Raw genomic sequence first — 19,606 nt, forward strand, 5'->3', positions numbered from 1 at the left:
CCGGTCAGTCGACGGAGGCGTCGTCCGGGCTGCCGGCGGCGATGCCGGCGAGGACGCCGAGCGCGCGGGCCAGGGCGTCCGGGGGCGGTGAGGCGAGGCCGAAGCGGATCGCGCGGGGGGCGGCGGCGCCACCGACGACGAACGCGGCGGCGGGCGTGACGGCGATCCCGTGCCGCGCCGCCGCCGCGACGAACGTCTCCGCCCGCCACCGGGTCGGCAGCTCCCACCAGCCGAAGTACGAGCAGGGGCCCCACCGGACGGCCGCGCCGCCGAGGCGGCCGGCCGCGATCCGCCGCCGGGCGTCGGCGTCGGCGCGCTTGGCGGCCGTCACCGCCTCGACCGTCCCGTCGGCCATCCAGCCGGCCGCCGCGTCCAGCGCGAAGCCCGCCGGACCCCAGCCGCCCGAGCGCAGCGCCGCGGCGAGGCGTCCCGACAGCTCCGCGGGCGGGATCGCGAACCCGAGGCTGAGGCCCGGCGCGAGGCGCTTGGAGAGGCTGTCGACCAGCACGGTGCGCCCCGGGGCGAACGCGGCGAGCGGCTCGGGCGCGTCCTCTGGGAGGAACGCCCAGACGCGGTCCTCGATCGCGTGGAGGCCGAGCCGGTCGAGGGTGCCGGCCAGTTCGGCGCGACGCCGCGGTGGCATCGTCGTCCCGCGCGGGTTGTGCAGTGTCGGCTGGACGTACACCGCGCCGAGCGGTGCGGTGCGATGGACCTCGGCGAGGGCGTCGGGGCGCAGGCCCTCCTCGTCCATCGCGACGGGGACCAGGGTGACGCCGAGCCTGGCCGCGACGCCCTTGATCACCGGATAGGTCAGCGCCTCGACGGCGAGCCGCCCGCCCGGCGGCACGAGCGCGGCCACGGCGCCCGCGATCGCCTGCCGGCCGTTGCCCGCGAACAGCACGCCGGCCGCCTCCGGCCGCCATCCCGGCGTGGCCAGCAGTTCCGCCGCGGCCTCCCGCGCGGCGGCGGTCCCCGCGACGCCGGCGGGCCCGAGCACCGCGTCGAGGACGTCCGGCCGCCGCAGGCGTTCCAGCCCCGCGGCGAGCAGCGCGCTCTGCCCCGGGGCCACGGGGTAGTTCAGCTCCAGGTCGACGCGGGCGTCCGCGGGCTCGGCGAGCGCGGGGCCGGGAGGGCGCTCCGCGGCGCGGACGAACGTCCCGCGGCCCACCTCGCCCACCACGAGGCCCCGCCTGGCCAGCTCCCGGTAGACGCGGGCCGCGGTGGAGGCCGCGATGCCGCGGCTCCGCGCGAAGGCCCGCTGCGGCGGCAGCCGGTCGCCGGGCCGCAGCCGCCCCGCCGCGATGTCGGCCGCCACCGCGTCGGCGGCCCGCCGGAAGTCCTCCATGCGAACTCCAAATTGCACCGAGAGCAATATAATTATTGCACTGAGAATACTCCGGCTTCTAGATTGAGATCATCGCTTTGACTGGAGTCCCGATGATCTCGTACACGGCCGCCGCGGCCATCGCCCTGTTCGCCCTCGGCCTCGTGCTCACCCCCGGGCCCAACATGATCTACCTGGTGTCCCGGACGGTGACGCAGGGGCGCCGCGCCGGCCTGGTCTCCCTCGCCGGCGTCGCCGCGGGGTTCCTGGTCTACGTCGCCGCCGCCACCGCCGGCCTCACGACCGTGTTCGCGCTCGTCCCGGCCCTCTACACGGCGATCAAGCTGGCCGGGGCCGGCTACCTGCTGTGGCTCGCCTGGCAGGCGCTGCGGCCCGGCGGCACGGCCGCGTTCGCCCCCCGGGACCTGCCCGCCGACCCGCCGCGCCGCCTGTTCGCCATGGGCCTGGTCACGAACCTGCTGAACCCGAAGATCGCGGTCCTGTACGTGTCGCTGCTGCCGCAGTTCGCCGACCCCGGCCGGGGCGGCGTCGCCGTCCAGATCCTGCTGCTCGGCCTCGTCCAGATCGCCGTCGCCGTCACCGTCAACGCCCTCATCGTGCTCGGCGCCGGGGCGGTCGCCGCCTTTCTCGCGAGCCGGCCCGGCTGGCGGCGCGTCCAGCGGTACCTCATGGGCTCGGTGCTCGCGGGGCTCGCCGTGCACATCGGCCTGCACCGTCCCGCCACGGCCTGACCGGCCCGTCAGGGCGATGCCCGCGCTTGCCATGATGGGGCGGTGATCGCACGACGGAACACCCCGGGCCGGCGGCCGGACGCCACCATGTCGCTGCTCGCGGACCTGGTCGCCGGGCGGCTCGACCCCGGCTACGCCGAGGCGGCCGCGCGCCGGGCCGCCGCCGGCGCCCCGCCCCGCCGGGGCCGGCTGCGGGGCGGGGGCGTCCTGCTCGTCCTGGTGCTCACCGGGACCCTCGTCGCCGTCGCCGGCGCCGAGGCCCGCCGCGGCGAGCCCGTCGCGGCCGAGCGGCGCTCCCGGCTCATCGGCGAGATCCGCGCCCGCACCGCCGAGACCGACGCCCTGCAGGACCGCCTCGGCCGGCTGCGGGCCGACACCGAGCGCCGCCGCGCCGCCGCGCTGGCCCGCACCGACGCCGGCCGCCGCCTCCGGCTGGAGCTGGCGCGCGCCGCCGCCGCGGCCGCCGCCACGCCCGCCGCGGGGGAGGGCGTCGTCGTCACCCTGGACGACTCGCCGCGCGGCGGCGCGTCCGGGAACGCCGAGTCCGGGAACGCCGAGTCGGGAAACGCAGCGTCCGGCCGCGCCCCCTCCGGCGGCCGGGTCTATGATCAGGACCTCCAGGTGCTGGTGAACGGGCTGTGGGCGGCCGGCGCAGCGGCCATCGGCGTCAACGGACTGCGGCTCACCCCGACCACGGCGATCCGCACCGCGGGCGAGGCGATCCTGGTCGACTACCGGCCGCTCGCCGGGCCCTACGAGGTGACCGCGCTGGGCGACCCCGGACGCCTTCGGGACGCCTTCACGGGCTCGGCCGCCGACCGGCGGCTCGACGCGCTGAAGGAGCGGTACGGCATCAGGTACGACGTGCGCCGGGCGCCCCGGGCGCGGCTGCCCGCCGCGGGGACGTCCCGGCTGCGGTACGCCGTCCCGGGCGACGGGGCCGGCCGGTGAGCGGGGGAGAGGTGACCCGAGGATGATCGCGCTGATCGGGCTGGTGATCGGTGTGGCGCTGGGCCTGGTCCTGCAACCGGACGTGCCGCTCTGGCTGCAGCCCTACCTGCCGATCGCCATCGTGGCCGCCCTCGACGCGATGTCCGGCGGCGTCCGGGCCCGGCTGGAGGGCGTCTTCGACGAGAAGGTCTTCGCGGTCTCCTTCGTCGGCAACGCCGTCATCGCCGCGCTGATCGTCTTCCTCGGCGACGAGCTCGGCGTCGGCTCGCAGCTGTCCACCGGCGTCGTGGTCGTCCTCGGCATCCGGATCTTCTCCAACGCCGCGGCCATCCGGCGGAAGCTCTTCGGCGCATGACCGGCGGCGAGCGGGCGCGCGGGGAAGAGCCCGCGGAGGACCGCGAGGAAGAACGCGAGGAGAAGAAGCCCGCGGAGGCGCCGGCGGAGCCGGGCGGCCTGCCCGCCCTCGCCGCGCTGCTGCGCCCCCGGACCGGCTCCGGCCAGGTCATGGCCGGGCTGCTCTGCCTCCTGCTCGGCTTCGCCTTCGTCGCCCAGGTGCGCTCGACCGAGCGCGACACCACCTTCGCCACCGCGCGCCAGGACGAGCTCGTCGGGATCCTGTCCGACCTGGGCCAGCGGTCCGAGCGGCTGCGGGGCGACCTGCGCGACCTGGAGCAGACGAAGGCCGAGCTGGAGCGGGACGCGCGGGGCGGGACCGCGCTGGAGGACGCGCGCGAGCGGGCGGCCACCTACGGCCTCCTCGCGGGCACGCTCCCGGCCGAGGGGCCCGGCATCGAGCTCGTCATCGGCGACCCCGGGGGCCGGGTCAGGGCGCTCGGCCTGCTGGACGCCCTGGAGGAGCTCCGCGACGCCGGCGCCGAGGTCATCCAGGTCAACGACGTCCGGGCCGGCGTCGACACCCACTTCGTCGACGGCCGGGACGGCGTCCGGGCGGACGGCACGCTCCTCGCCGCCCCGTACCGCTTCCTCGCCATCGGCGACCCGCACACCTTGACCACGGCGCTCAACATCCCGGGCGGCGTCGTCCGGACGCTGGAGGGGGCCGGCGCCACCGTCCTGATCGCCCGGCGCGCGAAAGTGACCGTGGGCGCGATACGGTCTCCCTAGAGGGAACGGGGGAGACGTGAACCGGACGCCCGGCTGGGGCGTCGCGATCGCGGCCGTCCGCGCGGCGGCATGGACCTGCGATCATCGGCGAATGTAGTTTGGTGCAGCCGGTTCACCGTTCCAGTTGACCCCTCGGGTGATAGCCGCGTAAGTTGCGGCGACCGTCGCGACAGCGGACGGTGAGCAGGACCGTGGCCGGGGGGCGGTTCCCCGGCGCGTGGGTTGGGTGAAGGATGCGCGTGGCGCAGGCGGCTTCCGTTGCGGCGGGACGCCGCGGGCGGCACGCCGATGGTAGGAGGCCGAGCCGATCGATGCCGAGCGTCTACTGCACGCAGTGCGGTCACGCCAACCCGGATGATGCCCGCTTCTGCTCGAACTGCGGCACTCCGCTGAGGAGCGCGGGGCCGCCGCCTCCCCGCGAGTCGCCGGGCGAGTCCACGTCCACGATCTCCATCGGCGGGTTCGAGGCCCTCGACACCGACACCGGCGCCGAGGAGCAGGTCGGCCCCGACCAGATGGCCATGGAGGCGCTCCCTCCGGGCACGGCGCTGCTCGTGGTCAAGCGCGGCCCCAACGCCGGCAGCCGCTTCCTGCTCGACAAGGACCGCACGTCCGCCGGGCGGCACCCCGAGAGCGACATCTTCCTGGACGACGTCACCGTCTCCCGCCGGCACGCCGAGTTCGCCCGCCAGGGCGGCACCTTCTCCGTCCGGGACGTCGGCAGCCTCAACGGCACCTACGTCAACCGGCAGCGGATCGACCAGGCCGGGCTGTCGGGCGGCGACGAGGTCCAGATCGGCAAGTTCCGGCTGGTGTTCCTGACCAACCCGGCGCACGGCTGACGGTACGGGGCGACGATGGGAGGGCCCTTGAACGCGGAGCCGGCCCGATCCCCGATGACGATCGGGGACGTCCTCGGGCTGCTCAGGCCGGAGTTCCCCGACATCACCATCTCCAAGATCCGGTTCCTGGAGTCCGAGGGCCTCGTCGAGCCGGAGCGCAGCCCCTCCGGCTACCGCAAGTTCTGCGACGCCGACGTCGAGCGCCTCCGGTTCGTGCTCACCGCGCAGCGCGACCACTACCTGCCGCTGCGCGTCATCAGGCAGCGCCTGGAGGCCCGCGACCACGGGGAGAGCGCCCCGGCGCCCGCGGTCCGCGACTCCGCTGCCTGCGACTCCGCCGTCCGCGCGCCGGAGCGGCGCCGTCCCCGCACCCTGGTCGCCGCCGACACCACCGCCGCCGACCCCGCCGTCCGCCTCACCCGCCGCCAGCTCCTGGACGGCGCCGGGATCGACGAGGCCCTCCTCGCCCGCCTGGAGGAGTACGGCCTCGTCCGCCGCGCCGGCGGGCACTACGACGGCGACGCGCTGAACATCGCCCGCGTCGCCGCCGCGCTCGGCGAGTTCGGCTTCGAGGTCCGGCACCTGCGCGCCGTCAAGGCCGCCGCCGACCGCCAGGTCGGCCTCATCGAGCAGATGGTCGCGCCGCAGCTGCGCCGCCGCGGCAGCGGCGCCCACGAGCAGGCCGCCGAGACCGCGCGGGAGATCGCCGCGCTGTCGGTCCGGCTGCACGCCGCGCTGGTCAGCGCCGGTCTACGCGAAAGCCTCGACCCCTGATCATGCGGGCCGCGGAGGATTTTCCCGCCCTCGCCGCACCACGAGGTGTCCGGGCCTGGGTGTACGTTGGCTACATGGTTCGGTCAGGATTCGATCCGCTGCACGTGGTGATCGAGACAGCGAGAACCAGCAGGGAGCCGCAGTGAAGCAGATGGAGGTCGTCGGCGTCCGGGTCGAGATGCCCTCCAATCAGCCGATCGTCCTGTTGAAGGAGACGGAGGGCGATCGCTACCTGCCCATCTGGATCGGGGCGGTCGAAGCGACCGCGATCGCCTTCGCCCAGCAGGGGGTGCTGCCCGCCCGGCCCCTCACCCACGACCTGTTCCGCGACGTGCTCGACGCCCTCAGCGTCCAGCTCCGCACCGTCAACATCACCGACCTGCGCGAGGGGATCTTCTTCGCCGACCTGATCTTCTCCAACGGCGTCGAGGTCAGCGCCCGCCCGTCCGACTCCATCGCCCTCGCCCTGCGCACCGGGGCCACCATCTTCGCCAGCGAGGACGTGCTGGAGGAGGCCGGCGTGGCCATCCCCGACGAGCAGGAGGACGAGGTGGAGAAGTTCCGCGAGTTCCTCGACACGATCTCCCCGGAGGACTTCGGCAGGGCCGGCTGAGGCCACCGGGGCCGGCCGGAGGCGCGCGTCCGCGGGTTTCGCCTGCTCCGGGCGCCGCCGCGGGGTGTGGGGAATGTCACGGTGGAGCCCGGGGTCATGCTCTGGGGTGATTGGTCGCGCATGGCCCTGGACCTGGCGGTTTTCTTTAGGGGACCATCGGGGTATGGAGTGCGTTGGCGGCGAAGGTGCGCAGTTTGCCCACGTGAAGCCGGTTCATCCGGGCATGCGACGCGCCGACGGTGAACGTTGACCACGCCCTGACCGGCACCTACCGTGCTGGTGGAACACCCGTGGTGTAATTCGTCAAACCCCCTTGACGAAGCGCCACGGGATGATAGGAGCCGGAGGTCCGCGTGGCGGTGAGCAGCGGCGAGGGCAAGGCGACCCCCGAGAGGCATGTCGCGTCCCGGCGCGCCGGAGAGCAGGGCCTGCTCTTCGACACGCAGGTGTCGGCGCCACCGGAGGATGTCGGCTACCGCGGCCCGACGGCGTGCGCCGCGGCGGGGATCACCTACCGGCAGCTGGACTACTGGGCCCGCACCAAGCTGGTGGAGCCGGGCGTGCGGTCGGCGCACGGGTCCGGCAGCCAGCGGCTCTACAGCTTCCGCGACATCCTCGTCCTGAAGGTCGTGAAGCGGCTCCTGGACACGGGCGTGTCGCTGCAGCAGATCCGCACCGCCGTCACCCACCTGCGCGACCGCGGCGTTCAGGACCTCGCGCAGATCACCCTGATGAGCGACGGCGTCAGCGTCTACGAGTGCACCTCCGCCGACGAGGTCGTCGATCTCCTCCAGGGCGGGCAGGGCGTGTTCGGGATCGCCCTCGGACGGGTGTGGCAGGAGGTGGAGGGCAGCCTGGCCGAACTACCCGGTGAACGCGCCACCGCCGACGAGGCGGACCCTAACGGACACCCCCACGACGAACTGGCCGACCGCCGGCGCGCCCGCCGGACCGGCTGACCCCCGGAGCGCCTCGCCGCCCCCTAGAGCGCCTCCTTGCGCTGCAGGTAGGCGAACGCCCCCCAGCCCGGCAGCACCGGCAGCCACAGCGTCAGCAGCCGGTAGAGCAGGACGGCCGACGTCGCCGTCTCCGCCGACAGCCCCGAGATCGTCAGGGCCAGGGTGAGGGCGCCCTCGACGGCGCCGAGACCGCCCGGCGTCGGCGCCGCCGACCCGACCGCGTTCGCGGTCAGGAACACCAGCACCACCGTCGTCCACGGCAGCGACCCCCCGAACGCGCGGATCGAGGCGTCCAGGCACAGCGAGAACGCCAGCGTCAGCAGCAGCGTCCCGCCCATCCCGGTGGCGAGCTTCCGCGGCGACTGCAGGACGTCCACCAGCCGCGGCACGACCCCGGAGAACATGCTCCGCAGCCGGGTCGTGACCACCCGGCGCACCCGCGGGACGGTCATCGCCAGCCCCGCTAGCAGCCCCAGCACCAGCACCGCGATGACGATCGTCCGGGACGGCGCCAGGTCCTGCGTCGCCTTCGCCGTCGACCCCGTCAGGAACCCGAACAGCACCAGCAGCAGGATGTGCGTCACCAGTCCGACCAGCTGCGACGCGCCCACGCTCGCGACCGCGAGGGCCGGACGGACGCCCGATCGCTGCAGGAACCGGGTGTTGACCGCGACGCCGCCCACCGCCGCCGGGGCCACCAGCTTCACGAACGACGCCGCCAGCTGCACCAGCACCGTCCGCCCCAGCGGCAGCCGCTCCGGGACGAAGCCCGCGAGCATCATCGCGGCCGCGACGTAGGTCAGGGCCGCCCCGCCGAGCGCCGCCGCCGCCCAGTGCCAGCTCGCCGTCGACGCCAGATGGCCGAGGTCCAGGCTCGCCACCTGCGGGATGACGATGTACGCCGCGACCGACAGCGCCACGATACTGAAGATCGTCCGGGGCCTGAACCGTTCCAGCCGGGCCGGCGGCGCCTCCGTCTCCGGCTTGAGCCGGACGATCTGCTCCCGGATCCGGGTGAGCAGCTCCCGGTCGTGCCGCAGCGCCGTGCGCGTCGCACGCGACAGCGCCACCCGCTGCAGCAGCGGCACCGCCGAGCCCAGGGCCTCCTCGCCCAGCACGGCGGCGGCCGTGCGGACCGCCCGCTCAGGCCCGGTCCGCAGCGCCAGCGTGGTGAGGAGCTGCGCGAGGTCCAGCCGCAGCGCCAGGTCGCCCGCCGCCGTCTCGCCGGACCGCAGGTCCGTGATGTAGGCGAGGCCGTCCTCGCCGACGAGGACCGCCTCCTCCTGCAGCCGGCGGTGGGCCAGCCGCCCCGCCTGGAGGGAGCGGAACTGCCGCCACACGTCGGTCAGCAGCTCGTCGGTGATCTCCTCGTCAAGGACGTCCCCGAGCCGCCGCCCCGGCACGTGCTCGTAGGCCAGCAGCGCCGCCTCCGTGCCGACCTCGCACGTCCCGGCGAGGCGCGGGGTCCGGACGCCGGCGGCGTCCACGGCGTAGGCCATCAGCGACTCCAGTTCCAGGGAGCGGCGCAGCGACCGCAGCGTCCGCCCGGTGGTGGCGCCGCGCAGGCGCAGCATCCGCCAGATCCGGTAGAGAAGGCCGGCGGTCTGCTGGTCGCGGTCCAGGACGCGGACCTCCAGATCCCAGTCGCCGTGCGCGCCCCGTCCGAGCGGCACCCGGCCGCCGCGCCCGCCGCCGAGGCCGCCGGCCGGATCGCGGGCGAGGACGACGCCGTAGCGGCGGGACTCCTCGGCTCCGTCGGCGGGCTCGTCCAGCCGCGCGCCGCGCTTCGGGCGCAGCCCGAGCCGTTCGAGCGCCGCGACGACCGTCCGGCCCGACGGGCGCGGGTTCGGCGTGCCGACCGCGTACAGGGTGCCGTGCCCGATGGCCCGGCCGAGCGCGTAGGTGGCCGCGAGCGCCGCGACCGACGCGTAGGACGCGGTGAGCCCCGTCAGCGCCGCCAGACCGATCATCGACCAGGTCGCCGCCTGCCAGCGCGCGCGGCCCGCCATTCCGACCGCGCTGACGAACGCGATCACCGGCGCGATGTCGGTGTGCACCGGGGCGGTCTCGGTGCCGCCCCAGATCAGCGAGTTCAGCACGCCGCCGGGCCCCGCCCGCACCACGAGGTCGTCCAGGCCCACCGTGATGCCGAACGCGATCACGGCGGCGAGCAACGCGATGGCGACCCGTGTCCCGTCCTTGTGGAACAGCCGCTCGACGGCGAACGCGACCGGCACGGCCAGCACCCCGAAGCTCGACACCAGCGTCGCCAGCGTCAGCAGCAGCCGGGGCGCGTGCGCGGTGCCCTCGGCGATGTCGGTCTGCAGGCCGTGCGTGGTCTGCTGGGCGATCGAGACCAGGAGCATCACGACGGCCAGCCCCACCACCGACGCCGCGAACCTCATCGCGTCGGAGGGCCGGCGGATCCGGTCCGGCTGCGCGGGCTCGTCGACGGGCACGCCGGCCGCCGCGCCCTGCCTCGGCCGCACCGCGCCGCCGCGGGTCTGTGTCACGCCGTACCGCCGCCCTGACCGTCCGTCATCGTGATCAGCGTCCCAGAACCGGCGGCGGGCCGTCGAGCGACGGGCCGCCGGTCCGGCCGCGCGCGTCCACCCCACAGCCCATCTCCGCCCCCGGGCTCGAGCCCGTCCCGTCCCAGGTGAGTGTGCACAGCGTACTCGGGGGTACCGGGGCGGCGGAGCGGGGCCGCTCCCCTCCGCCACCGGGCGGAACGATCGCGACATCCGGTCTTTGGGTAGGGTTTCTGGAGGAAATGCCGTCGACCCTGTGCGGGAGAGACCCCACGCCGCCAGCGTGGGGCGCCGAAGGGGCAACCTCCCCGGAACCTCTCAGGCAAAAGGACCGCGCGGGCGAGGCACCTCTGGAAAGCAGGCGCCGCTCCCACCGCGGGAGGGCGGCTCACCGAAGGGGAAACCCCGCTGCGCGGGCGAAGCTCTCAGGTGCCGATGACAGAGGGGGAGACGGCCGCCGGCCCGGGTGCCGGCGGTGGCCCTGAGCGACCGCAGCAGCCAGGAGGCTCTCCATGACCGCCCAGTTCTTCGCCCCCGTGGCCTCGCCGCAGCATCCCCGTTCCGCGTTCGCCGACCGGCACGTCGGCCCCTCCCCGGACGACCAGGCCCGGATGCTGGCCGCCATCGGCTACTCCGGCGTCGAGGCGCTGGTCGACGACGCGGTCCCGGCCGCGATCCGCACCTCCCGGCCGCTGGACCTGCCGGCCGCGCTGAGCGAGACCGCCGCGCTGGACCGGCTCCGCGAGCTGGCGTCCCGCAACACCGTGCTGACGTCCATGATCGGGCTCGGCTACCACGGGACGATCACGCCCGGCGTGATCATGCGGAACGTGCTGGAGAACCCGGGCTGGTACACCGCCTACACCCCCTACCAGCCGGAGATCTCGCAGGGCCGGCTGGAGGCCCTGCTGAACTTCCAGACGGTCGTCGCCGACCTGACCGGGCTGCCGGTCGCGAACGCCTCGATGCTGGACGAGAGCACCGCCGCCGCCGAGGCCATGGCCCTGGCCCACCGCGCGTCCAGGCGCAAGGAGCCCGGGACGTTCCTCGTCGACGCCGACGCGCTGCCGCAGACGATCGAGGTCGTCCGGACGCGCGCGGTCCCGCTCGGCATCGAGGTGGTCACCGCCGACCTGTCCGGGGGGCTCCCGGACGGCGACTTCTTCGGAGTCCTGCTGCAGTACCCGGGCGCGTCCGGCGCCGTCCGCGACCTGGAGCCCCTGATCGCGCGGGCGCGCGAGCGCGGCGCCAAGGCGGTCGTGGCCGCCGACCTGCTCGCGCTGACGCTGCTGCGCCCGCCGGGCGAGTCCGGCGCGGACATCGCGGTCGGCTCCGCGCAGCGGTTCGGCGTCCCGTACGGGTTCGGCGGCCCGCACGCCGGCTACATGGCGGTCGCCGAGGGCCTCCAGCGGCAGCTTCCCGGACGGCTCGTCGGCGTGTCCATCGACGCCGACGGCGCCGCCGCCCACCGGCTGGCGCTGCAGACCCGCGAGCAGCACATCCGCCGGGAGAAGGCCACCAGCAACATCTGCACGGCCCAGGTCCTCCTCGCCGTGATGGCGAGCATGTACGCGGTCTACCACGGCCCCGAGGGGCTGGCCGCGATCGCGCAGCGGACGCACCGCCGCGCCGCGGAGATCGCCGCGGGGCTGCGCGCGGGCGGTGTCGAGGTCGTCCACGCCGAGTTCTTCGACACCGTGCTCGCCCGCGTCCCCGGCCGGGCGGCGGACGTGGCCGCCGCGGCCCGCGAGCGGGGCGTCAACCTGCGCCCGGACGGCCCGGACCTGGTGGGGATCGCCTGCGACGAGACGACGCTGCCGGAGCACGTCGCCGCCGTCCTCGGCGCGTTCGGCGTCCCGGAGGCCGGCGAGCCCGCCGAGCCCGCCGAGGCCGTCCCGGCCGGGCTGCGCCGCGAGAGCCCCTACCTCACCCACCCGGTCTTCCACGCGCACCGCTCGGAGACCGCGATGCTGCGCTACCTGCGCAGGCTCCAGGACAAGGACATCGCGCTCGACCGGTCGATGATCCCGCTCGGCTCCTGCACGATGAAGCTGAACGCCACGGCGGAGATGGAGCCGATCACCTGGCCGGAGTTCGCGAACATCCACCCGTTCGCCCCGCTCGACCAGGCGGCCGGCTACGTCGAGCTGATCGGCGAGCTGGAGCGGAACCTCGCCGAGATCACCGGGTACGCGAAGGTGTCGGTCCAGCCGAACGCCGGATCGCAGGGCGAGCTGGCCGGCCTGCTCGCCATCCGCGGCTACCACGCCTCCCGCGGCGAGGAGCACCGGGACGTCTGCCTGATCCCGTCGTCCGCCCACGGCACCAACGCGGCCAGCGCCGTCATGGCCGGGATGCGCGTCGTCGTCGTCGCCTGCGACGAGGGCGGCAACATCGCCCTGGACGACCTGCACACCAAGATCGCCAAGCACGGCGACCGGCTCGCCGCGATCATGGTGACGTACCCGTCCACGCACGGCGTCTTCGAGGAGACGATCACCGACGTGTGCGCCGCCGTGCACGACGCGGGCGGCCAGGTCTACGTCGACGGCGCCAACCTCAACGCGCTCGTCGGCCTGGCCCGTCCGGGCGAGTTCGGCTCGGACGTCTCGCACCTCAACCTGCACAAGACGTTCTGCATCCCGCACGGCGGCGGGGGCCCCGGCGTCGGCCCGATCGGCGTCCGCGAGCACCTCGCCCCGTTCCTGCCCGGACACCCCCTCCGCGCGGAGGCCGGGCCGCGGACGGGCCCCGGCCCGGTCTCCGCGGCTCCGTGGGGCTCGGCCGGCATCCTGCCGATCTCCTGGGCCTACATCGCGATGATGGGGCCGGACGGCCTGCGCGCCGCCACCGAGGGCGCCATCGTCGGCGCCAACTACCTCGCGGCCCGGCTCGCCCCGCACTACCCGATCCTCTACACGGGCCGCAACGGCCTCGTCGCGCACGAGTGCATCGCCGACCTGCGCCGGATCACCAAGGAGACCGGGATCACCGCCGAGGACGTCGCCAAGCGCCTCATCGACTACGGCTTCCACGCCCCGACCCTGTCGTTCCCCGTCGCCGGCACCCTGATGATCGAGCCCACCGAGTCCGAGGACCTCGCCGAGCTCGACCGGTTCTGCGACGCCATGATCGAGATCCGCCGGGAGATCCGGCGGGTCGCCGACGGCGGCTACGACCGGGAGGACAACCCGCTCAAGAACGCCCCGCACACCGCCGGCTGCCTGGTCTCCGACGACTGGAAGCACCCCTACACCCGCGAGGAGGCCGCCTACCCCCTCCCGTCCCTGCGCGAGGGCAAGTACTGGCCCCCCGTCCGCCGCATCGACCAGGCCTACGGCGACCGCAACCTGGTCTGCTCCTGCCCTCCCCCCGAAGCCTACGAAATGTGATCTTGCCGGGCTTTCGAGTGTCGCCGCGGGACGCGGCGGGGGGCGGGTCGCTACGCTCGTCGCGGACCCCGACCCCCAGAGGGCAGAAGAGCGATGAGCGAGTCCCCGGATCCGGTATCCGACGACGCGGTGCGGCTGTGCGAGGAGGCCCGCGACCTCGCCGAGAACGGCGACGCGGTGCGGGCCGCGCTGCTGTTCGAGAAGGTGCTCGCGCTCGGCGACACGCCGTGCCGGGCCCAGGCCGCGCTCGGCCTCGCGGTCGTCCTCGACGACGCCGGGGAGGTGGAGCGGGCCCGGGAGGCCGACCGGGCCGCCATCGCGACCGCCGACCCCGAGTACGGCCCCCGCGCCGCCTACCACCTGGCCCTGACCCACGAGCGTGCCGGCGAGCCGGAGCGGGCGGCGCCGGCGTGGCGGGTCGTGGTCGACTTCGGCAACCCCGCCTACCTCCCGCCGGCCCATCTCGCGCTGGCCAGGATCGCCGACGACGCCGGCGACTTCGACACGGCGCGCGACCACTGGGAGGCGGTCATCGGCACCGGTGACGCCGAGTACGGGCCGCCCGCCGCCCACGACCTGGGGCAGCGGCTGCTGGAGCGGGGCGATCCGGCGCGGGCGCAGCGGATCCTCGCCGCCGGGCTGCGGCTGATCGACCGCGGCGCCGCCCCCTACGCCTACGCCAGGCTCGCGGTCGCGCTCGGCATCTCCTACCTCGACCAGGCGATCGGCGCGTTCGGCGCGGCGCTGGAGGAGGACCCGTCCGACCCCGAGGTCGGGCCGCTCGCCACCGAGCTGCTCGCGCGGACGCTGCCGCTGCGGGGGCGCGCCGGCGAGGCGGGCGAGGTGTGGCGGCGCGGCCTCGGCGACCCGGGCGTGGCCGGGCAGGTGCGGGCGCGGCTCCGCCGCGACTTCGGCGACGCCGAGGACGACGACGGCGGCTCCGGCGACCTGTGGTGGGAGCCGGTCGTCGAGCAGGCCGTGTCGGACGGGACGCTCCCCGCCCTCACCGGCGAGGCGTTCGGTGCCCTGGACCACATGTACGCGCTGCTCGCCGTCCGGTACGCCGACGAGCCGGGGGAGCGCCGCCCGGGGGAGACGCACGAGGTGCTCGGCAAGGCGGTGCGGGTCCCGAGCGGCTATCCGTGGGGCCCGCTGCTGCACGAGAGCTTCGCCGAGCGGCTCCGCCTGGCCATGGGCACACCCGCCCCGAACTGGCCCGAGGGCTAGTCGGAGACGGCGCGCTCGGCGATGACCTTGGTGATGCGGGCGCGGACGAGGTACTCCGACGGGACCGCGTTGCGGCGCCCGAACTCCTCGGCCCGCTCGGGCCCCATATAGCGGGCGCCGATGGCGGTCGCCCAGCGGAGCGACTCGTCCAGGTCCTCGACGATCTCCGCCTCGGCCTGGATCAGCACGTACGAGTAGGGCGGGGTCTGGTCGTCCACGCAGATGGAGACGCGGGGGTCGCGGGCGAGGACGCGGCCCTTGACGCTCTGGCCGCTGGTGTTGAACATCAGGGCGTCGCCGTCGAGGACGAACCAGATCGGCGTGACGTGCGGCGTCCCGTCCTTGCGGGTGACGCCGGCCTTGCCGGTGCGGGTGCCCTCCATCACGAACGCGCGCCATTCGCCGTCGGTCATCTTCTCCATGCGCCCAGTCTGCCGCAAAGATCGATCCGGCCGGGGGCTACGGTGGCCCGTATGGAGGTCGCGACGTCGCACGGGCCGGCCGAGGTGACGGTGGACGAGGTCCCCCGCCCGGAGTTCCTGCTGGTCCTGACGCACGGGTCGAACGGCGGCGTGAACGCCCCCGACCTGCTGGCGGTGCGGGAGACGGCGCTCGGGCTGGGCGGCGCCGTGGCGCGGGTGACGCAGCCGTTCCGGTTCGCCGGGCGCCGCGCGCCCGGCCCGGTGGCCAAGCAGGACGCCGCGTGGCTGGAGATCGTCGGGATGCTGCGGGAGCCGTTCGGGGACGTCCCGCTCGTGCAGGGCGGCCGGAGCAACGGCGCGCGGGTGGCGTGCCGGACCGCGGCGGCGGCCGGGGCCGCCGGCGTGCTGGCGCTGGCGTTCCCGCTGCGCCCGCCGCGCAACCCGGAGAAGACCCGGGTGGACGAGCTCCGCTCGGCGGGGGTCGAGGTCCTCGTCGTCAACGGCGATCGGGACCCGTTCGGGGTGCCCGACCCCTCGGACGCGGCGCAGGTGACGGTGCTGGCCGGGGAGCGGCACGACCTGAACCGGGACCCCGGGGCGGTCGGCCGGGCGGTGGAGCCGTGGCTGAGAAGATGGACGGCCCGTCCGGTGCGGACGGGCCGGAGGTAGGTCGCTCCGGGTCCGGTGCGGACCCGGAGTCGAAGGGCAGGTGGCCGTGCCCCCGAGGATGATCACCCGTTTGAACTAGTCCCCCGTGGGACCGCTCAAGCGGCGGACGGCGCAGGCAGGTCCGTCGGCCGGTGCGGTGCGATGACTCCCCCGTCGGGCAGCAGCTCACCGGTGTCCTCGAAGAGCACGACACCGTTGCACAGAAGGCTCCACCCCTGCTCGGGGTGCGAGGCCAGCGTGCGGGCGGCGTCGCGGTCGGGTGCGTCGTGGGAAGGACAGGGCGGCTGGTGCGGGCACATCGTGTGCCTCCGGTCTCAACTACTGGTCGGTCGTGATGCTTTCCTGTATGACGCACCCCAGTGTGATGTGGTTCGCCCCACACCGGCCATAGCCCGTTGGGACGGTTGTCCGTTGGTACCGGAGTACCGGACGGCTGTGATCCCTCTCACCCCGAGGTGCCAGGCACAGCACTACCTCCCGCGCGATGACAGGCGGAGAACGACACGCCGCCGGGGGTCGAAGCCCCTACGATGTTCGGCGGGGAACGGGCTTGCCGGGCGCGTGGGCCAAGCCCCAATGGGGGGAGTGAGGCCGGTGAGGGTCGCGCTGTCCGTCGCGTGCTTCGACGACGCGCTGTTCCCCGGAACCGGCAAGGCCGCCACCGTCCTGCTGGAGCGGCTCGGGCACGAGGTGGTGTTCCCGCCGGGGCAGACCTGCTGCGGCCAGATCCACTGGACGGCCGGCTACCACCGCGAGGCCGCCGGCCTGGCCCGCTCCTACGCCGCCGCGTTCGAGGGCTGCGAGGCCGTGGTCGCCCCGTCCGCGTCGTGCGCCGCGACGGTCCGGCACGCCTACCCGAAGATCGCGCGGGCGGCCCGCGACCCGGCGCTGGCGCGCGCCGCCGAGGGCATCGCCGTCCACGAGCTGTCGGAGTTCCTGGTGGACGTCCTCGGCGTCACCGACGTCGGCGCCTACTTCCCGCACCGCGTCACCTACCACCCGTCCTGCCAGTCGATGCGGACGCTCGGCGCCGGCGACCGGCCGCTGCGGCTGCTGCGCGCCGTGTAGGGCCTGGACCTGGTCGAACTGCCCGCCGCGGGAGAGTGCTGCGGGTTCGGCGGGGCGTTCGCGATGAAGAACGCCGACGTGTCGGTCGCGATGGTGGCCGACAAGGTCAGGCACATCCGGGACACCGGCGCGGACGTGGTCTGCGCGGTCGACGACGCGTGCCTGGCCCATATCGGCGGCGCGCTGTCGCGGCTGCGGGCCGGCGTCCGGACGATGCACCTGGCCGAGATCCTCGCCGAGACGAGGCCCCCGTGACGGCCTCCTCCCCGGGGACGACGCCGTCCTCCGCGAGGACGAGCGGGCCCGCCCCGCCGCGGCCCAAGTTCGCGGCCGCCGCGCGGTCCGCGCTGGCCGACACCCGGCTGCGCCGCAACCTGCGCGGCGCCACCGCCGCGCTGCGCGAGCGGGAGGCCGCCGCGGCGGCCGAGATCTCCGACTGGGACGACCTGCGCGAGGCCGGGCGCGCCATCAGGGACCGGGCCCTGCTCGACCTGGACGTCCACCTGGAGGAGCTGGAGCGGGCCGTCACGGAGGCGGGCGGCACCGTGCACTGGGCGGCGGACGCGGCGGAGGCGCGCCGCATCGTTACCGGCCTGCTCCGGGAGACCGGGGCGAGGGAGGTCGTCAAGGCGGCGTCGGCGACGCTCCGGGAGATCGGCCTGGTGGAGGCGCTGGCCCGCGCGGGCGCCACCGTCCGCGAGACCGACGTCGCCGGGATGATCCTCCAGCTCGGCGAGGACGCGCCGTCCCACCCGCTGTCGCCGGCCGCCCACCGCGACCGCGCGGAGATCGGGGAGCTGCTGAGGCGAGAGATTCCGGCGGCGGCCCCGGGGCCCGCCGGCGACCCGGAGGCGCTGGCCGCGGCGGCGCGGGCCCACCTGCGCGAGCGGTTCCTGGGCGCCCGGGTCGCGATCACCGGGGCGAACTTCCTGGTGGCCGAGACCGGCACGCTCGTGCTGCTGGAGTCCGAGGGCAACGGGAGGATGTGCCTCACGCTCCCCGAGACGCTGATCACGGTCGCGGGCATCGACAAGGTCGTCCCGGCATGGGAAGACATGGAGGTGTTCCTCCAGCTGCTCCCGCGCTCGTCGTCCGGTGACCGGATGACGCCGTACGTCTCGTCCTGGACGGGCCTCACGCCGGGCGACGGGCCGCGCGCGTTCCACCTCGTCCTGCTCGACAACGGCCGCACCCGCGCGCTCGCCGGCGACACCGGGCGCGAGGCCCTGCGCTGCATCCGGTGCTCGGCGTGCGCGAACGTCTGCCCGGTCTACGAGCGGGCCGGCGGCCGGCCCTACGGCCCGGTCCATCCCGGCCCGATCGGCGCGATCCTGACCCCGCTGACGCGCGGGGTGGAGAGCGCGGCCGACGCGTCGCTGCCCTACGCGTCGACGCTGTGCGGCGCCTGCGCCGACGTCTGCCCCGTGATGATCGACATCCCGGACGTCCTGGTGCGGCTGCGCGGCATGGTGGTGGAGTCGCGGCGGCGGCGCCCGGTGCCGACGCCCGAGATGGTGCTGATGCGCGGCCTCGCCTGGACGATGGGCGACCCGCGCAGGCACGAGGCGGCCCTGCGGCGGGGCGCCCGGTGGGCGCGGCTGCTGTCGCGCGGCGGGCGCATCCGCCGCCTGCCGGGGCTGCTCGGCGCGTGGACCGAGGCGCGCGACCTGCCGGCGCCGCCGGCGGAGAGCTTCCGCGCCTGGTGGGCGAGGACGCGCACATGAGCGCGCGGGAGGAGATGCTGAGGCGGGTCCGGGAGGCGCTCGGCGGGGACCGCGGAGCGCGCCCGCCGGTGCCGCGCTCCTACGCCCGCCGGCTGCCCGAGGCGGAGGCCGGGAGCCGGGCGGACGTCCTCGCCCTGTTCACCGAGCGGGTCGCCGACAACCGGGCCGCGGTCCGGCACGTCGGCGCGGACGAGCTCGGCACCGCCGTGGCGGCGGCGCTGTGGGGCCGCGAGGCCAAGCGGATCGTCGTCCCGGCGGACCTGCCGTTCGGGTGGCTGGCGGAGCTGGACGGCGTGCGCGCGCTGGCCGACACCCCGCCGGTCGATCTCGGCACCCTCGCCGCGGCGGACGGCGTCGTCACCGGCTGCGCGGCGGCGGTGGCGCGGACGGGCACGGTCGTCCTGGACGGCGGCCGGGCGCAGGGCAGGCGGGCGCTCACGCTCGTCCCGGACTACCACCTGTGCGTGGTCCACGCCGACCAGATCGTCGGGACGGTCCCGGAGGCGGTCGCGCGGCTCGACCCGGCGCGTCCGCTGACGTGGATCAGCGGGCCGTCCGCCACCCACGGCGTCGAGGCGGCGCGGGTCGAGGGCGGGCACGGCCCCCGGCACCTGGAGGTCCTCGTCGTCGAGGACCAGCCGTCCTGACCGGGGCGGCCGCGGGTCAGCGGACGCCGGCGATCACGAGGTCGAGGCCGGCGGCGAACCGGGCGTCCCAGTCGACCGCGCGGTCGGCGCCGTCCTCGGCGGTGCCGCGCACCTCCAGGGCGGTGTGGCCGATCACGTAGCCGAGCAGGGCGTGGGCGGCGACCGCGGCCGGGTCCTCGGGGACGCCGCCGCGGCGCAGCACCTCCCGCAGGGAGGCGGCCGTCGCGGTGAGCGCGGCCGGGTTGCGGCGCGTGACGACCAGCGGCAGGACGCCGGCGTGCGCGAGCAGCCGGTCCCGGTAGTCGCGGGCCCACGCGCGCAGCGCGTCCTGCCAGGGGCCGGCGGCCGCCTCGGCGGCGGGGGAGGAGGCGACGTGCGCGACGAGGCCGTCCAGGAGCTGCTCCTTGCCGCGCGGGAGGTGGTGGTAGATCGCCATCGCCTCGACCTCCAGCGCGTCGCCGAGGCGGCGCATGGTGAGGCGGCCGAGTCCCTGGCCGTCCACGATCTGGAGCGCCGCCTCGATGATCCGCTCGGTGGTGAGCGGGGCGCGGTGCTGGGCGTTGATGCTGGGCTGCCGGACCATGAG

At 75.4% G+C, this 19,606-nt stretch carries 18 protein-coding genes, 1 pseudogene and 2 riboswitches; of the genes and pseudogenes, 14 read left to right on the forward strand and 5 right to left on the reverse strand.

Annotated features, from left to right (window positions below; translation table 11 throughout):
* Positions 1-4 precede the first annotated feature (4 nt).
* Positions 5-1,345 (reverse strand): aminotransferase-like domain-containing protein, encoded by a 1,341-nt coding sequence (locus BM339_RS20060; protein WP_075021812.1) that lies wholly within the window; start codon positions 1,343-1,345, stop codon positions 5-7.
* A 92-nt stretch (positions 1,346-1,437) separates the two neighbouring features.
* On the opposite strand from BM339_RS20060, the gene BM339_RS20065 reads away from it, so the two are divergent.
* The 8 genes from BM339_RS20065 to BM339_RS20100 all read left to right on the forward strand — a co-directional run bounded on the left by BM339_RS20065 (position 1,438) and on the right by BM339_RS20100 (position 7,340).
* The gene (locus tag BM339_RS20065) at positions 1,438-2,076 is read left to right on the forward strand and encodes a LysE family translocator (RefSeq protein ID WP_021600594.1); all 639 of its coding nucleotides are present in this window, start codon (positions 1,438-1,440) and stop codon (positions 2,074-2,076) included.
* Positions 2,077-2,118: 42 nt separating this feature from the next.
* Entirely contained in the window at positions 2,119-3,027 is a 909-nt protein-coding gene (locus tag BM339_RS52315) for a DUF881 domain-containing protein (RefSeq protein WP_033333031.1), read from the forward strand.
* A gap of 22 nt (positions 3,028-3,049) precedes the next feature.
* Positions 3,050-3,382 (forward strand): small basic family protein, encoded by a 333-nt coding sequence (locus BM339_RS20075; protein ID WP_021599253.1) that lies wholly within the window; start codon positions 3,050-3,052, stop codon positions 3,380-3,382.
* On the forward strand, positions 3,379-4,152 hold the full coding sequence (locus BM339_RS20080) for a DUF881 domain-containing protein (RefSeq protein WP_075021813.1): 774 nt from the start codon (positions 3,379-3,381) through the stop codon (positions 4,150-4,152). The genes BM339_RS20075 and BM339_RS20080 overlap by 4 nt, the downstream gene beginning before the upstream one ends.
* A gap of 311 nt (positions 4,153-4,463) precedes the next feature.
* Positions 4,464-4,994, forward strand: coding sequence for an FHA domain-containing protein (locus BM339_RS20085; protein WP_021599255.1), 531 nt, complete (start codon positions 4,464-4,466; stop codon positions 4,992-4,994).
* 27 nt (positions 4,995-5,021) lie between these two features.
* Positions 5,022-5,768, forward strand: coding sequence for a transcriptional regulator FtsR (gene ftsR, locus BM339_RS20090; protein WP_024936021.1), 747 nt, complete (start codon positions 5,022-5,024; stop codon positions 5,766-5,768).
* 142 nt (positions 5,769-5,910) lie between these two features.
* Positions 5,911-6,381: a bifunctional nuclease family protein gene (locus tag BM339_RS20095; protein WP_021599257.1), complete on the forward strand. Its 471-nt coding sequence runs from the start codon at positions 5,911-5,913 to the stop codon at positions 6,379-6,381.
* 353 nt (positions 6,382-6,734) lie between these two features.
* The gene (locus BM339_RS20100) at positions 6,735-7,340 is read left to right on the forward strand and encodes a MerR family transcriptional regulator (protein ID WP_021599258.1); all 606 of its coding nucleotides are present in this window, start codon (positions 6,735-6,737) and stop codon (positions 7,338-7,340) included.
* A gap of 23 nt (positions 7,341-7,363) precedes the next feature.
* Here BM339_RS20100 and BM339_RS20105 read toward each other — a convergent pair whose 3' ends face one another.
* On the reverse strand, positions 7,364-9,853 hold the full coding sequence (locus BM339_RS20105) for a lysylphosphatidylglycerol synthase transmembrane domain-containing protein (RefSeq protein WP_024936022.1): 2,490 nt from the start codon (positions 9,851-9,853) through the stop codon (positions 7,364-7,366).
* Between the two features lie 267 nt (positions 9,854-10,120).
* Positions 10,121-10,215, forward strand: a riboswitch (glycine riboswitch).
* Positions 10,216-10,323, forward strand: a riboswitch (glycine riboswitch).
* Positions 10,324-10,383: 60 nt separating this feature from the next.
* Between BM339_RS20105 and gcvP the strand changes: the two genes are divergently transcribed.
* On the forward strand, positions 10,384-13,263 hold the full coding sequence (gcvP, locus tag BM339_RS20110) for an aminomethyl-transferring glycine dehydrogenase (protein ID WP_075021814.1): 2,880 nt from the start codon (positions 10,384-10,386) through the stop codon (positions 13,261-13,263).
* 93 nt (positions 13,264-13,356) lie between these two features.
* The gene (locus tag BM339_RS20115) at positions 13,357-14,490 is read left to right on the forward strand and encodes a tetratricopeptide repeat protein (protein WP_075021815.1); all 1,134 of its coding nucleotides are present in this window, start codon (positions 13,357-13,359) and stop codon (positions 14,488-14,490) included.
* Here the strand turns inward: BM339_RS20115 and BM339_RS20120 are convergent.
* On the reverse strand, positions 14,487-14,912 hold the full coding sequence (locus BM339_RS20120) for a PPOX class F420-dependent oxidoreductase (RefSeq protein ID WP_021599399.1): 426 nt from the start codon (positions 14,910-14,912) through the stop codon (positions 14,487-14,489). The two genes, BM339_RS20115 and BM339_RS20120, sit on opposite strands and share 4 nt — an antisense overlap.
* 51 nt (positions 14,913-14,963) lie before the next feature.
* Between BM339_RS20120 and BM339_RS20125 the strand changes: the two genes are divergently transcribed.
* Complete coding sequence (locus BM339_RS20125) at positions 14,964-15,581, forward strand: alpha/beta hydrolase family protein (protein ID WP_024936023.1); 618 nt, start codon at positions 14,964-14,966, stop codon at positions 15,579-15,581.
* A 95-nt stretch (positions 15,582-15,676) separates the two neighbouring features.
* Here BM339_RS20125 and BM339_RS20130 read toward each other — a convergent pair whose 3' ends face one another.
* The gene (locus tag BM339_RS20130) at positions 15,677-15,880 is read right to left on the reverse strand and encodes a DUF5999 family protein (RefSeq protein WP_021600469.1); all 204 of its coding nucleotides are present in this window, start codon (positions 15,878-15,880) and stop codon (positions 15,677-15,679) included.
* A 295-nt stretch (positions 15,881-16,175) separates the two neighbouring features.
* Between BM339_RS20130 and BM339_RS50720 the strand changes: the two are divergent.
* From BM339_RS50720 to BM339_RS20145, 3 genes and pseudogenes are all read left to right on the forward strand, one after another.
* Positions 16,176-16,904 (forward strand): annotated as a pseudogene (locus tag BM339_RS50720) ((Fe-S)-binding protein).
* Positions 16,901-18,373, forward strand: a complete 1,473-nt coding sequence (locus BM339_RS47775; RefSeq protein WP_218163700.1) for a lactate utilization protein B — start codon at positions 16,901-16,903, stop codon at positions 18,371-18,373. The pseudogene BM339_RS50720 and the gene BM339_RS47775 overlap by 4 nt, the downstream one beginning before the upstream one ends.
* The gene (locus BM339_RS20145; protein WP_024936026.1) at positions 18,370-19,020 is read left to right on the forward strand and encodes a LutC/YkgG family protein; all 651 of its coding nucleotides are present in this window, start codon (positions 18,370-18,372) and stop codon (positions 19,018-19,020) included. Before BM339_RS47775 ends, BM339_RS20145 begins: the two co-directional genes overlap by 4 nt.
* 16 nt (positions 19,021-19,036) lie before the next feature.
* Here the strand turns inward: BM339_RS20145 and BM339_RS20150 are convergent, their stop codons facing one another.
* On the reverse strand, positions 19,037-19,603 hold the full coding sequence (locus tag BM339_RS20150) for a TetR/AcrR family transcriptional regulator (protein WP_024936027.1): 567 nt from the start codon (positions 19,601-19,603) through the stop codon (positions 19,037-19,039).
* Positions 19,604-19,606: the final 3 nt, after the last annotated feature.

Origin of the sequence: Actinomadura madurae, from assembly GCF_900115095.1 — a bacterium.
GTDB lineage: Bacteria > Actinomycetota > Actinomycetes > Streptosporangiales > Streptosporangiaceae > Spirillospora > Spirillospora madurae.